At 44.3% G+C, this 14,834-nt stretch carries 14 protein-coding genes; all 14 read right to left on the bottom strand.

Going from position 1 to position 14,834, the window contains the following annotated elements:
- Positions 1-128 precede the first annotated feature (128 nt).
- Complete coding sequence (locus MNR06_RS14295; RefSeq protein WP_243537042.1) at positions 129-563, bottom strand: TIGR02530 family flagellar biosynthesis protein; 435 nt, start codon at positions 561-563, stop codon at positions 129-131.
- Positions 563-1,567, bottom strand: a complete 1,005-nt coding sequence (locus MNR06_RS14290) for a flagellar hook assembly protein FlgD (RefSeq protein ID WP_243537041.1) — start codon at positions 1,565-1,567, stop codon at positions 563-565. The genes MNR06_RS14295 and MNR06_RS14290 overlap by 1 nt, the downstream gene beginning before the upstream one ends.
- 69 nt (positions 1,568-1,636) lie before the next feature.
- Entirely contained in the window at positions 1,637-3,490 is a 1,854-nt protein-coding gene (locus tag MNR06_RS14285) for a flagellar hook-length control protein FliK (protein WP_243537040.1), read from the bottom strand.
- A gap of 43 nt (positions 3,491-3,533) precedes the next feature.
- Complete coding sequence (locus MNR06_RS14280) at positions 3,534-4,334, bottom strand: magnesium transporter MgtE N-terminal domain-containing protein (RefSeq protein WP_243537039.1); 801 nt, start codon at positions 4,332-4,334, stop codon at positions 3,534-3,536.
- Between the two features lies 1 nt (position 4,335).
- The gene (gene fliJ / locus MNR06_RS14275; RefSeq protein ID WP_243537038.1) at positions 4,336-4,782 is read right to left on the bottom strand and encodes a flagellar export protein FliJ; all 447 of its coding nucleotides are present in this window, start codon (positions 4,780-4,782) and stop codon (positions 4,336-4,338) included.
- Positions 4,783-4,830: 48 nt separating this feature from the next.
- A complete protein-coding gene (locus MNR06_RS14270) occupies positions 4,831-6,159 on the bottom strand; it encodes a FliI/YscN family ATPase (protein ID WP_243537037.1) in 1,329 nt (442 codons plus the stop codon).
- Positions 6,159-6,959: a FliH/SctL family protein gene (locus MNR06_RS14265; protein WP_243537036.1), complete on the bottom strand. Its 801-nt coding sequence runs from the start codon at positions 6,957-6,959 to the stop codon at positions 6,159-6,161. Before MNR06_RS14265 ends, MNR06_RS14270 begins: the two co-directional genes overlap by 1 nt.
- Positions 6,946-7,980: a flagellar motor switch protein FliG gene (gene fliG / locus MNR06_RS14260; RefSeq protein ID WP_243537035.1), complete on the bottom strand. Its 1,035-nt coding sequence runs from the start codon at positions 7,978-7,980 to the stop codon at positions 6,946-6,948. The genes MNR06_RS14265 and fliG overlap by 14 nt, the downstream gene beginning before the upstream one ends.
- Positions 7,980-9,629: a flagellar basal-body MS-ring/collar protein FliF gene (fliF, locus tag MNR06_RS14255; RefSeq protein WP_243537034.1), complete on the bottom strand. Its 1,650-nt coding sequence runs from the start codon at positions 9,627-9,629 to the stop codon at positions 7,980-7,982. The genes fliG and fliF overlap by 1 nt, the downstream gene beginning before the upstream one ends.
- 90 nt (positions 9,630-9,719) lie before the next feature.
- Positions 9,720-10,055 (bottom strand): flagellar hook-basal body complex protein FliE, encoded by a 336-nt coding sequence (fliE, locus tag MNR06_RS14250; protein WP_243537033.1) that lies wholly within the window; start codon positions 10,053-10,055, stop codon positions 9,720-9,722.
- Between the two features lie 101 nt (positions 10,056-10,156).
- Positions 10,157-10,600, bottom strand: coding sequence for a flagellar basal body rod protein FlgC (gene flgC, locus MNR06_RS14245; RefSeq protein ID WP_243537032.1), 444 nt, complete (start codon positions 10,598-10,600; stop codon positions 10,157-10,159).
- A 71-nt stretch (positions 10,601-10,671) separates the two neighbouring features.
- A complete protein-coding gene (gene flgB, locus MNR06_RS14240; protein ID WP_243537031.1) occupies positions 10,672-11,085 on the bottom strand; it encodes a flagellar basal body rod protein FlgB in 414 nt (137 codons plus the stop codon).
- Positions 11,082-11,924, bottom strand: a complete 843-nt coding sequence (locus tag MNR06_RS14235) for an AAA-type ATPase lid domain-containing protein (RefSeq protein ID WP_243537030.1) — start codon at positions 11,922-11,924, stop codon at positions 11,082-11,084. Before MNR06_RS14235 ends, flgB begins: the two co-directional genes overlap by 4 nt.
- 8 nt (positions 11,925-11,932) lie before the next feature.
- Positions 11,933-14,722: a tetratricopeptide repeat protein gene (locus tag MNR06_RS14230; protein ID WP_243537029.1), complete on the bottom strand. Its 2,790-nt coding sequence runs from the start codon at positions 14,720-14,722 to the stop codon at positions 11,933-11,935.
- Positions 14,723-14,834: the final 112 nt, after the last annotated feature.

The raw sequence follows: 14,834 nt of genomic DNA, 5'->3' as shown, positions 1-14,834 counted from the left end.
GCCCTAAATTATTTAATTTTTAAATTCGTTAGTTAACTAAGCCCTTCCACTCTGCTAACTAATTTTCTAGCTATCGGAACAAGTCCAGCCTTCGAGCTCCGCTCTATGGCCTCCTCGGCGTCCGCCGGCTAGATAACCACTGTTGAGTCGATGTTCGTGAATACATTTTCTTTCAATGCATTCTTGTCCATCACAGTCACAACTGTGTTGTTCTTCACGCTAACGATCAGTGCCGAGTCATTCATTAACACTAATGAATCCTTGGAACCTTTCGCCGCCGCTCTCGAGATCGCGTCTGACAGCTTTGAGATATCCTCTGGAGAATAACTTATTCCCCGGGTTCTCATACGCTCAATCGCGTGGTTCGAGAACTTCACTCCTTCCACAGCCTTGTTAAGAGCTTGGGGATTTACTTGTCCAACACCTTGGGGCTTTACGCCTGCGATGTCGCTCAAGGTATCCTTGAAGGAAGGTCCACCGTCGTTCAGGTTTGGTTGTTTAACCTTGCCTGGCGTCTGTGGAACGAGTTGATCAAATGTCTGAATCTTCTTTAAATCGACCATTACCTCGCTGTCTCCTTAGCCAGCTTCTCCATCATGCCTCTGTCTAATCCGACTGATTCCATGATATTCGATTTTGCTATAGGAGCAGAGTTAGTAGAAGTCTTTTGTGCTTCAACACTTGCCTCTTTCATAGTTTGTCCTTTAGCATCATCTTTCTTCAAGTCTAGGTTTGTAACATCATTTATTTTCTGGTCGTTACTCATAAGACGAGGGTCCGTAATCTTTTTCACGTCAGAGAAACGAATCGCTTGGTTTCCTACGTGAAGAACCGGTCCTTCACTTGAATAACTTACGCCTGTGATCACACCGTCGAAGTCAGATTTGATACCGATCTTTTTACCATCCGCAGTTTTTCCTTCTGCGATGAATGAATATTCTCCTGCTGGAGATTTCATTGCTCTTTCGTCTTCACCGTTCCAAGTAAGTTTGTTTTCACCTTGTTTCAAACCGCGAAGATTGTAAGTGCGAACGATATTTCCCTCTGGATCGCGAACTTTCACAGACACTTCTGCAGCGTCCATCGGTAAGCTGAATTTGAAATCGTGTTCTTTATCATTTGGTCCGCGCACAACTTTCGAAGAATCACCCGCAACTGCTTTTCCGATCAAGTTCAGAGCTTGGAAATTTTCAGTCGGCTTTTGACCTTCTTTCATTCCTTCCAATGTTCTGTTCATGTTCTGCATTTGCTCTAGTGAAGAGAAGTTGGCAAGCTGTGCTGCCATCTCATGACTCTTCATTGGGTTCGTTGGATCTTGATTCTTCATTTGTGTCAGCATCAATTTAAAGAACGCATCTTTATCCAAATTCGGATTACCAGCAACACGCGCTTTCTTAGATGGATCCGTCCAATTGGCATCGGCGATTTTATTTAAGACCGCACCAACGTCTTCTCCACCCAATTTATCTTTGTCATGGGCACTGATATTAGACGCACCTGGGTTTTCCGCTTTTGCTTGCGTTTTTCCGAAGGCGTTTACTCCTAATTTTGTACCTACGACTGTCATGCGTTCTCCTTTATGTTTTAAGCTGCTTCAGCCTACGCGCCCAGCGCTCCGGCTCTGCCGGCTCCGCCGCTATGCTACTAAATTTAAACCCGATCCTTTACCTTCTACACCGCGAACGCGAGCTGATGTGCTTGCGACTTCAACAGGTTGAAGAGGATCACGTTGTTTTGCACCATAACCTTTTAGGTTCGGAACCTCAGAATAGCCTTCGCGACGTCCTTGTGAACCGAAGTTCTCATTGAACTGATTCCAGAACTGGCGAGTTTGCTGATGCTGATCTCTTCCGTTCATATTAGGTTGGTTTTGCGTAGCAGTATCCGCAGATGTCGAGTTAACCACATCCACCTTTACATTTTCCATTGAGAGCTTCTGAGCAGCAAGACTGGTTTTCAGTTCAGCTAGACTAGACTCGATGGCCTTCTTGGCTTCTTTGGTATCAGCCGCCATTTCTAGATTTACTTTTCCGTCTTGAAGCATGACTTTCAGGTGGATTTTTCCCATCCCCTCGGGAGTCATTTCAACCTTCATCTCGCCGCCACCTTTTTTAATCAGGTATTGCGCTTGATTCATCAGTTGCTTCACTGCTGCATCATGTTCGGCTTGATTCACTGGCGCTTGAGGAGCCGCAGCTGCCGCCATTGGCGTTGCATTCTGCATTCCTAAAGTTTCGCCCTTGATTGGCGCCCCATGAAGCCCCTCTAAGCCTGTAAGGCTTTGCTTAAAGTCCGCTGCCTTTTCAGTCAGCTTCGTTGCCGCTTCACCTTTGCTTAAACCTTGTTGCGCAAATTCTTTGGTATTTTGCTGCATCCAAGATTGGCCTTGGGATTGGTTTTGCTGGAAGAATTCCTGAGCGGCCTTGCCATTCACTTGCGCAGCTTGCGCATTTAGTGGCGCAGCCTTATCAAGTTTCGGCGCTTGGGCTGCTTGCTGAAATTCATTCATCAATGCAGCTTCGTCACTTCCTTTACCTTCTGCGCTTGCAGCCGCTTCAGCCGCTTTTTTCGCAGCCAAGGCAGCAAGAAGTGCCGGAGGCATTGCCGACTTCATTTGACCTTGCAAATGCGGTGGCAACTCTTCAAGTTTCGGTCCTTGCGGAGCCGGTGCTTTAGGAGCCTGCGGTGCTTCAGGAGTTTCCATTCCTGTTAACTCCATGCCGTCCTGCTGAGGAATCATTTCCTCTGACAACATAGAATCTTCATCGATAGAAATGTTTTGTAAAAGCTTGCCTTCCAATGAGGGTGCGGCACCTGGCATTTCTTTAGGTTGGTTGGTCATCCAGAAATTTTTATTCAGACGATCCACCGACGCACCCATAGAATCCTGCTTGCCTTGGGCAGCAGCCATGCGCAGATCCATGTTCTGTTTGGACATAACACCAGCTCCAGCGACCATTTCTGGTTGCTTAGGCTGTTGAGGCAATTGATTTAACTGCGCTAGCAAAGCAGCATACATCGCCGCAGCTTTGTCTGCTTCTGCGTCAGGCAAATCCAATTGATCAATCACAGCTTGGGCTGTGATTTCAGGGGATTGTACAAGTTGGTTATTGTCCAGCTGGGCCATCGCCTCCACAAGTCGTGTGGGGGAGATATTGAATTCACTCTCGAAGGAGTCCATGAACTCTTGAATTGCCTGCTGTCGAACCGTCGCCTTCTTGGCTACTTTCCCGTCTGGTTTGACGACTTCTTTTTCCGTCTTCTTCGCATCAGGTTGAGGCCGTTCATTTTCTTTTTGCCTCATCTCTTTTTGCGCTGATTCTTTTGTGTCTTTCGGAAGAGCTTTTGAAGATATCTTTTCTTCGAGAGCTTTACCGAAGGCAGAATCGGAGCCGGAACCTTTGAAACCTTTTTCCTGCGCTTTTTCGCTCAGGGATTTCAAATCCGTCGTCGCACCCACTATGGGAGGGCCGACTATATTTGTTAACAAAACCTTCCTCCTTCCTAGAAAAAAGTTTTTTTAAACCTGCAAGCTATTTGCTGGCAGGTCTTCTTTTATAACCCGCAAACATCTCAGACAAGATCTGAGCTTTTTCCGGTTTTAGTAAATTCATAATATCAGCAGCATTCTTCTTTTTCATACGTCCAAGTATTTCAACTGCCAAATCCTCGTCCATCGTCTCAAAGACTTTAGCCGCTTGGGGTGCCTTCATATTCGAATACATCTGTACCAAGGTATCGACTTTTTCGTCGTCAACCTTCACGCGGTCTTCAAGCATGCCGGAAATTTTGCTGCGCATTTCTTCCAGTTCTTTAAGACGCTTTTCTAGTTCTACTCTTTGCGTTTGTAATTCTGTCTCGACGCGATTCAGCTCTTCTTCTCTCGCATCCAATTCTTTTTTGCGATCATTCAATTTTTGCAGGTGATCAATTTCAACACTGCTAAGAGCTGCTGATTCTTCTTTTGGAGTGGCTTCAGCAGGAGCTGCCACTGCTGGTTTTTCAGCTTCTGGTTGAGCGATCGCTTCGCCTGTCATCTGAATTTCTACACGCTTAACAATGTTTTCAACTTGTTCGTAGTTTTGAAATCCCCAGATAGCAACAATCAAACCCATGAATGAAACACCCACAAGTTTCCAAGGAATTGTCGTGCGTTTTTTCTTTTTTGCCTGAGTCATGCGCATACGACGGCGAAGTTGTTGTTCAACGTCTTCTGATGCTAGATCCAATTGCAATCTTGGGCTTGCTGGTTTCTTTTGAAATTTCACAGGGCCGCCATTTTGATCAGCAACTTTGCGAGCATTTTGGAAGAATTGATCGTATCCGCTTTTCATTCTATTCCTTCACAGATTTAAAGCGCAGGATGCTTTGTTCATCCATGTCTTTTTGGTCCTGCGCGAGTCTTTCAAGACGGTACTCTTGAAACTTATTTTCGCGCATCTTATCCATGATTTTATATTCCTGAGCCGCTTGTCGCAAAATCTCTCTTTTAGCCTCGACCAATTTTTCGATTTCTTGAATTTTTTGCTTTTGCCTGTGGATGCGGATTTCCTGGCCCTTTAGGAATTCATGGATTTGGCTTAGAGCTGGACCTTGGGCCCCGCCTTGTTGGGATAACAATCCAGCCTGCTCGTGAGCATTGGTTTTTTGCTGCTCCATCTGATCAAGCTTATCAGTTTCTTGATTCATCAGGGTCATAGCTTCTTGAAAGTCTTTTTGCGCTAGATTCTCTTTGATCTTGCGATGCTCTAACACCTTTTGCAGGGGGAATTGGAATTTCATAATTAGTCTCCCGGGCTGCTTTAGTTACGCTCTGCGGCCTGTCGGCCATCAGGCGTTCATTAAAATCTGCTGCATCTGACGGACGGTTTGCGTGAAGTTCGATGGATCTTCGACTCTTTGTTTTAAGAACTCGTTCACCTGGTCAATGACCTTCACCGCTTTATCAATTTTTGGATTTGATCCTGGCTTATAGGCCCCGATGTTGATCAAATCCTCGGCGTCTTTGTAGACAGCTAAAGTTTCTCTTAATTTTTGCGCAAGCTTCGTGTGTTCAGATGATGAAACGGCTCTCATCACACGACTTGCACTTTGCATGATATCAATCGCAGGGAAATGACCCTTTTGCGCTAAAGCACGGCTTAGTACGATGTGACCATCCACGATAGAACGAACGGAATCCCCGATAGGATCGTTCATGTCATCCCCTTCAACCAGGGTCGTATAAAAACCAGTGATACTGCCTTCGCCTTCAAAAGACCCGGCACGCTCTAAAAGCTTTGGTAAAGTCGCAAAAACACTCGGCGTATAACCTTTTTGAGATGGCGGTTCACCAGTGCTAAGACCGATTTCACGTTGAGCCATCGCAAAACGAGTGACTGAATCCATCATCAATAAAACATTCTTACCTTGCGCGCAGAAATACTCTGCCAAGGCTGTTGCCACGTAAGCACCACGCATACGTAATAGCGGGCTTTGATCACTGGTCACACAAACCACAACGGATCTTGCCATGCCTTCAGGGCCCAAATCGTGTTCGATAAACTCACGAACTTCACGACCACGTTCACCGATCATGGCGATGACATTAACATCGGCGTTGGTATTTCTAGCCATCATCCCTAAAAGCACAGACTTACCCACACCCGAACCCGCCATAATAGCGACACGTTGGCCCAGGCCAGAGGTTAATGCGCCATTAATAGCGCGAATACCAAGGTCAATAGGTTCACGGATAGGACGTCTTTCTAAAGGATTACGAACTTCGCTGTATAAGGGAACTTCTCTAAAATTTTCTACTTCACCTTTAGAATCTAAAGGACGGCCTAAGCCATCCACCACGCGACCTAAAAGTTCATCGCCCGCACGGACTGTGGCGATTTGGCGGGACATGGTGATCTTAGATCCCAAAGCCACGCCTCTCATGTCGTTTAGTGCCATCATCAAGACGTGCTTATCTTTAAAGCCAACAACTTCGGCTAAGAAAGACTTATCAGTTCCACTTGGATTAATCGTGACGATACTGCCAACACTGGCACCCGGAAGATAACCTTTGATCAACATGCCATTTACTTCTGTTACTTTGCCGCTATCGCGGGTCAAATGGGCAGAATCAATAACATCCATGTATTTTTCAAGATCAAGTTCCAAAGAATGCATTAACTGGCAACCTTATCTTTCACTTTAGGAAGATTGTCGGAAAGAATGGACCAAAGCTGCTCCACTCGTTGTTCGATGCGGGCGTCGACTTCACCGTAGTTTGTTTCAACGATACAACCACCATCAACCACAGTTTCACTTGGTTCAAAGCGGAGCTTTTTAATGAATTCAAACTCGCGGGACGTTTCTTTTTTAAGTTCTTCAAGGAATTCAAATTGATTTGGCGAAACTTGCACAGTCACGTTTTCTTCGTCACTGGCTAAGCTAACTGCATCGCGCAGAATCTGAACCATGGCATCGGTATTGTTTTGCAATTCCATTTTTGCAAGGCGCGAAGCCATTTGATAGCTCAGTTTAATTAAATGAGCTTCATTGAAAGTCGCAAGTTCAGACTTCAGATCTTTTAAACCATTTAACAAAGTATCTAATGCCGTCATCTTTTCATTGATATCAGCAGAAACTTGATCGAACGCCTGTTTACGGCCTTCTTCCAAACCCAGGCGGTACGCTTCTTCATAAGCGCCTTCCTGGATTTCTTTAAGCTTCTCTAAAGCAGCTTCTTCGATTTTTTCTTCTTCAGATACTTTTTCCACTTCATCGATGCCCGTTTGTACGCGGACAGCGTTATTCATACGGAAATCAGAACCCTTGCTTTTTTCCGCTAAATAATTAAGGGCCTGCTCTGGAGTTCCCAAGTCAAACTTGACTGGTACGAACTCCAGAACCGTTTTTTCAGCGACTTCCTTAGGCAATACCGCACGGGAAGTCCTAGCTGTTGCGGGAGAATTAGACCATGGCATCTTCTGATCCGCCTCTTGCGATTAAGATTTTTCCTTCTGCTTCCAGACGACGGGCAACGTTGACGATTTCTTGTTGCGCGCCTTCTACGTCTGACAAACGCGATGGTCCCATATTGTTCAAATCCTCGCGTAACATCTCGGCCGCACGGGCAGAGATGTTTTTGAGAATCTTCGAACGAATCTCTTCGCTGGCAGTTTTTAGTGCCAATAGAAGTTTTTCGTTTGGTACCTCTTTGAGAAGAGCTTGAATACCGCGGTCGTCGATTTTGACGATATCGTCGAAAACGAACATAAGCTTGCGGATCTCTTCAGCCAATAAGGGATCTTTTTCTTCAAGGCGAGACATGATTGCAGTCTCAGTGTTTTTGTCCATAACGTTGAGCATTTCTGCCACCGGTTGAACACCACCCAAGGCAGCTTGTTCAACAGTTGCAGTATTGGACAATTGATTTTTTAATACTTTATCGATTTCAGCGATCAATTCAGGATCCACGTGCTCTAAGTTTGCCATACGCAGAACCACTTCGGCTTGAAGTGCTTCAGGAAGACGTTTTAGAACCTCGCCCTTTTTCTCTGGCTCTAAGTGCGCAAGAATTACGGCAACAGTTTGTGGATGTTCATTCACTAGGAAGGTCGCAAGGGATTTAGCATCCACCATCTCTAAAGATTCAAGTGAACGTGAACCACCTGTACTGATATTCAAACCACCCAGGATACCGCGGGCTCTTTCTTCACCCAAAGCATCAACGATGGTGTCTTTATGGGAAATAGTTTCAGAGAAGATATAATCTTCTGTTTCAGAGATCATTTCATAGAACTCTTCAAGCACACGTTTTGTAACGTGAACAGGCACTACGCGAAGCTTCGTCATTTGATTGATCAGCTTACGAATATCAGCGTCATCCATACGGCGAAGCAAAACCTTCACCGCGTCTTTACCCAGGTAATTGATTAGGATGGCAGCTTTATCGAATCCTTTTAGATTTTCGTATTCGATATTTTCTGTTTTATAGATTTTCATTAGCCATCCTTTCTAACAAGCCACATACCAAAGGCATTTGCAGCTTTTTCTTCGTCACGGCCCATGTTTGCCATAATACGGTCTTTCAACAATTCACTTTCAGCCTTCTCTGGATCAATAGATTCCTGAAGGACAGGAAGTGCTGTCGACATACCTGGAAGCGTGTTATCAACAGATTGCAGTTCTTCCAGTTCTTCGATTGTACGTGGCAACATTTCCTCCACTGAATCTTGGAAGCTGTCGGTAATCCATTGCATGAATGGACGAACTACGATGAAGAAGAACAAGGCCAAGCTGAATCCAAGCAGCGCCCACTTGAACAACGCATGGATAAGTTTCTTACGCTCAAGCGTAGTTAAGATCTTTTCAGCCTCAGAAAAGTCTTCAGGTTGGAACTGAAGGTTTTCAATTTTAACACTGTCACCACGAGCGGCATTAAAGCCAATCGCGTTCTTGATTAGATCTTCGTACTTTTTAAGATCTTCTGCTGAACGAGGTTGATATTTAGTTTCAGTAGTGCCGTCTTCTTTCGTCGTCGTCACCATCATACCGTCAACCATGACTGCCACACTCACGCGCTCTAGGTTACCTGCAGCTTCGCGGATGTTACGAACCGTTTTTGGAACTTCATAGTTTGTCGTTTTGATTTCTTTTTTAACGTCTTGACGGAAACCCACTTGGCCCGCGTCTTCAGCGCCGGGCAAGTTCGCACGGGCACCCGGGACACCAGCAGGGCTTGTGCGGGAACCATCCAAAGATTCCTCTTCAGATTGTTGTGAACGGATCGCTGTTTTATCTGGATCTACTGATTCTTCCACAGAAGAAATGATTCTGTGATTTAAAGTAGCATCTACTTTTGCTACAACTTTTGCGTGACCCACAGTTTTAGAAAGAATGTCTTCGATACGGTTTTCTAGGTCACCTTCGATTTTTGCTTTTAAATCTAAAAGCTCGTTAGAACCACCGGTCATACCGTTTTCTTGGCGAGTTAATACTTTACCACGTTCATCAAGAACTGTGACTTTATCCGCATCTAAGCCTTCAACCGCGTTAGCAACTAGATAACGGATACCGCGAACCTGGTCAGCACCAAGTTCTTTGCCTTGATGAAGTTCAACGACAACGGAAGCTGTTGCTGCCGCACCTTCTTCAAGGAAAGTCTTTTTGTTTGGAAGCGCTAGGATAACTTTAGATTGTTTTACCGCTGTCAAAGTGTTGATGGCTCTCATCAACTCACCTTGAAGGGCTCTTTGATAATTGATTTTTTGTGCGTAAGAGTTCATGCCGAAATCTTGCTTATCGAAGATCTCTAAACCGATTGAGCCCATTTTAGGTGAACCGATTTCCGCCATCAAAGTCATTTGCGTTGAATGCAAAAGCTCTTTAGGAATCGCTACCGTTTTACCGTCGTCACGCAAAGTGAAAGGAATGTTTTTTTCATTCAACTTAGCAACGATTGATGAAACTTGTTCCGTCGGAATGTTTGTGAATAAAGGTACATAGTCTTTGCCTGACGCCATGAAAACCATGGTAGCCACAGCCACAAGCGCGATAACTGATACCGTGATGACTGAAAGCCTCTTAGTTGGCCCCAGATTCTTAAAGAACTCACGAAACTGGATGACCAATCCACCAAAAATTTTATTCAAGAAACCCCTCCGACCTAAAAACCAAATTCAAAACTTTTAAATACTGCTCCAGCCTACGCGCAAAGCGCTTCGGCACTGCGGCCTGCCGGCCTAAACCTGCATTTTCATGACTTCTTGGTACGCATCAATAATCTTGTTACGTACTTGCACCATCACCTTTAAGGCGATGTCAGCTTTTTCAGCTGCGATCATGACGTCAGCGACGTTATCTGTTTTTCCAGTCGCGAGATTTTGCATAGCCTTGTCTGAAGACTTTTGCATTTCATTCACGTTGCTAACAGCATCTTTCAAAGTGTCAGCGAAGCTTTTGCCAGTACCTGATGTTGAACTTGATGATGAAGGGTTCTCGATCGTTAACGACTTGGAATCTCTTACGAGTCCAGTGTCAAGAAACCTATTCGCATTTGATACAGTAAAACCTTCCATGGCTTCACTTCTCCTCGCTATATAAAAATTGTAGCCAAACAAATCCAAAAAGTCTTAAAAAACTGACTCAGTCTAGGAAAAATACTCCTCGACGAAAACCGCTACCTACCTATCTCTAGGGCCGATAGAGCCATATCTTTTGACGCCTGTACCGCAGTTACATTCGCCTCATAAGAACGCGATGCCTGTATCATATTGGTCATCTCTTCCATAAGGTTGATATTTGGGTAGGCTACATAACCATCTGGATTTGCATCTGGATGATCCGGCTCATACTTAAGCAACGGCGCTTTACGATCAGACAGTACGTCAGTCACCTGGACGCGTTGAAAGCCGCTAGCTGGATCGCCTTGTGTAATAATCTCGCCAAAGTTCTTGGCGTCAGGCATGGCCTCAAAAACCACGTCTTTACGACGGTACGGGCCGCCTTCAGGAGTCTGGGTTGTATTGATGTTGGCAATATTACTAGCAATGGTATTCATGCGCATTCTTTGCGCCGCCATACCGCTGCTGCTAATTCTCATCCCGGTTAAAAAATCAGCCATCCTTGGCCTCCATTATTAAAACAAAAAGCTGCTTCAGCCTACGCGCCTGCCGACACAAGGCTCTTCAGGGCCTACCGGCCACCGTCAGTAGCTGCGTATTTTAACGCTGCCATTTTTTTATTAATCAATTGCAGAGCTGTTTTATACATGATGGCGTTTTCAGAGAGTGCCGACATTTCTTTTTCAAGATCGACAGTGTTGCCATCGTTGTTCACTGCACCTTCTGGATCGTCGTAAATATCGGGGCGAGTTTTAGTAACACTCACGCCACCGATACCGAAGTGTTTTGAATCGCTCGTGCTAAGGGCACTTTGACCATCCAGGTCCAAAGCTCTTTGTAAAGCTCCTTCAAAATCCATTTTCTTGGCGTGATAGCCAGGCGTTTCTGCGTTGGCGATATTTGATGAAATTACGTTGTTACGGATCTGGCGCATCGCAATTGAACTTGCTAGCGCGTTGGTTGTTTTATCGAACAAGTTACTCATAAAACACCTTCTTCTTTGTATTCGTTTAATTTATTTCTTAATGTTCGAATGCTGATCCCTAGCATCTGAGCAGCCCGGGTGCGGTTTTGTGCCGTCAACTCCAGGGTCTGTAAAATAAGACGCTTTTCGACCTCAGAAAGGGACATGCCTGGAGCAAAATCCAGCTCTAAATCTTCAACTGCCACCTCAAATTGAATATCAGAGGGCTGAATCATTGAAGATTTTGCAAGAACCACGGCTCTTTCTAGCACGTTTTCAAGTTCACGGATGTTGCCAGCCCAGCTCCAAGAGTTTAAACGAGCATAGGCTTCAGGGCTTAAACGAAGACCTGTCTTACCGTGCATGATTTGCGCAACTTCCAAAATAAAGTTCACAATCACTGGGAAATCAGAAACACGGTCTTCCAAACGAGGAATTTCTAAGTGAACTACTGCCAACTTGTAAAACAGATCTTGACGGAAAAGTTCTTGCTTCACCATCGCACGGACATCACGGCGAGAAGTTGAAATAAAACGAGGACGCGTGCCATCTGTTCTTTCAACAAGTCTCATCAATTCGTTCTGCAAAGCGGTTGAAGCGCAATCCAAATCTTCAATAAGTAAAGTTCCACCGTCGATTCTGCCAAAATCAAATCCCGCAGGATTTTTGCAATCAAGACAGTACAAACGCGGTGAACGACTTTTGCCGTAAACATAACGAGCCAAACTAGTTTTACCTACGCCCGCCTCACCAACAATTAAAAGACTTGCCTGAGTCGCTGCTAGTTGAAGACTCAACTGCTTCACTTCATGCATTTTTCTGTCTTCAATTTGTAAAGCATCAAAATCAAAGTACGACATTAAATCTCCTACTTACCTTGCTCGTTCTCAGACATGGCTGGAATTCTTTTGATATATTTCTTATAACCATCGCGCCATTCAGAGTTTTTCAATTGCTCCTGGGCCAAGTTTTTCCAGAACTCACTTTTTTCACCTTTAAATTCGTTCCAAACAGTTGCGGCTTTTTGAATTTCACCTTTGTTAAAGTGAATCTGACCAAGTTTGTAACGTATGGAAGACAATGGACGTTTGTCTTCGTATTTTTCTAAAAGCTTTTCATAGGAAGCGATGGCCTCTGATGGTTGGCCTTTTTCAAGCTGAATATCGCCTGTCATTTCAAGCGCCTTTGCGTGAACGACTGGTGAAACTTTATCTGAATCACTTTGTAACTTATCGATCATACCCAAAGCTTGAAGAGCATCAGCACTGCGGTTTTGTTTCATTTGCAGTTCGGCTAATTTTAAATAAGGCTCTGCCACTAACTCTGGCTGACCTTTCCATGTGCGCAAAAGTTCACCCAAGTACCGAATAGCTGATTCATTATCACCACGCTTTTCAAGAAGACGAACGGCGATGTTCACTCTTTCAATTTGCGCTTCTTCAGTTAACGTTTCTGGGTTTTTGATGTTCTTTAGAAACTCATAAGCCTGATTGTACTTTTGTTCGTTCGTGAAAACCGCGGACAGACGCAGGTTTAACTCATCTTCTGATGGAAGATTTTCTTTAGCCTTAATCTCTTTAGCTTCTTGGGTTCCGCGAATAGCGTAAATACGATTTAAAACATCTTTATAGTATTTTTCTGCTTCAACCGGAGCCCCACCCATTTCAAAAGCGCGACCGACATTGTATTTCGTGTCTAGACGTTTTGAGTTTTTCAACCAGTTGTCAGCAAACTTGCTATGGGTTTTTAAAGCCGCAATAAAATTACCCTGTGCAACTTCACTGCTTAATTTTTCATTGATGTTCGCCACAATACGATTGGTCATAAGTGGCACATCCACTGAAGTTGGATGTTCTTTATAATATTTAGAAAGTAAATCAATGGACTTCGGGAATTCACCACGGCTGGTATAGCCATCGCCCACCATCACCGTTGAGAATTGTTCGATGTTAGGTAGATCAATCTTTTTAGCTAAAGACATAATCTCGCCAACCGCGTGATTCACTTCCTTTGGTTTCATCCCTTTCATACGCGCACTTAGTAGACGCAAACGAGCCACAACCGCACTTGGAGATTCACCATAACGGAAGAATGTTTCAAGGTACGCACCCATTACGCGGGACTTATCAGCTCCGAATATATCAAGAAGCTCCCCCATACGAGTCATCGCAAACGCAGCATGATCATCGCTTGGGAATTTTTTGATATAAGTGCGATAAACATCCAAACTTTCAGGATATTTCTTCATCCAGAACAAAGATTCGGCCTGGTTATAGAATGCATTTGGATAAAAGTTCTGACCTTCTGGATATTTCTTTAAAGCTGCTTGGTATTCAGCAACTGCTTTATCATAGTTCTTAGCCCGAGCCCAGATGTCACCCTGACGGAAAGCGGCTTCCACTTTCAAGTCACGGTTTTGCGTGTTCTTTTCGACCTCAGCAAACTGGGCAGCAGCATCATTCCACTTATTTATTTTCATGAATGCTAGACCTGTACCCACGCGAGCTAAATCTTTAGACAAAGAATTCTTTGCGCCAAAATTTTTATTTTCAATGTGATCGTTAAATAAACGAAGTGCATTGATGGCATCGCCTTTTTCTAAAGACAAGAAACCTGTCTTAAGCGATGTTCTTTCAGCTAATGGCGATTGCGGATATTTGGCGATAGCATCTTTATACCTTTGCATCGCTTCGTCATAACTGCCGCCGCGATTTTCATTTTGCCACAAAGACAAATGAACATCGGCCGTCATGAAATCAATCATTTCGTTGTATTCAGAATTTGGATATTTCTCTTTAAACCAAGCTTGGGTTTTTAAGTAAACCGCATATCTTTGTTTTTCAAATAATGTAAGTAGCAAACGAGCTTGTTTGTTTTCTTCTGTCGCTTTCGGCGTGATTTGATAAATCGTCGGCGTGACTTTCAGCTTTTCCCAAAAGCTGACCGGAGTTTGCAACATCGGAAACGGAATATAGTAGTTATCTTTCGCGCGAATGATCGCATCTTCTTTAATCTGATAATCCTTGATTGCAAAACGATCGTATTCTGGATCACCACCATCAAAGATCCCGGCTTTTATCGGAGCCTCGTCGTTCGCTGCTACGGCGATGCCTTGGTTGGAGAGAGCCAAGACATCCGCCGTAGCTGGATTTCTTTTTTTGTTTGTTTTAACTTTTGCAACTGTATCTGTGGACTTAGCTTTATCAGCGACTGCTGCTGGTTCAGATTTTTTTGCTACCGCTGGAACTTCTTTTTTTGCATTTGGATTTAGATAAAAATCCATGATCAAACGCGAAGGTTGGTCCGTTAGATAATCAAAGGTATCAATATTTTCGCCAGCTAAGGTGAACTTCACCACAGATTTACCGTCTGGACCTTGGCGATCTACGACGATACCTGTAACGAACTCACTTTTAAATGCAGACAATGCCTGAATAGTAGAGTCATCTAAGGCCGGAACAGCCATCTCAACAACGGTTTGGCCTTTCACCTCAAGGCGTTTAACGTCATAATCCCAGTTTTGTTGACCGGTAAACTCTAAGTGAACAGTGTCACCTTGAAAATTGATTGAGCCATTGACCTTGTTTGCAGCATGAGCCGCAGTAACTAGACCAATGATCAGGCATCCTGCCATTATGATTCTTTGCAAAGTGTTCACTCCTTGAACCCCTTCTTCTATCTTCTTTGTGCTGTTGCACATACGGTGCCAGGCATTCCAAGGTCTATTGGCAAATTAGTTCAAGATGGGCAAAAAAGTTCATTGGATTTCT

Origin of the sequence: Bdellovibrio reynosensis, from assembly GCF_022814725.1 — a bacterium.
Classification (GTDB): Bacteria; Bdellovibrionota; Bdellovibrionia; order Bdellovibrionales; family Bdellovibrionaceae; genus Bdellovibrio; species Bdellovibrio reynosensis.
This window is presented reverse-complemented; position numbering and strand designations above follow the sequence as displayed.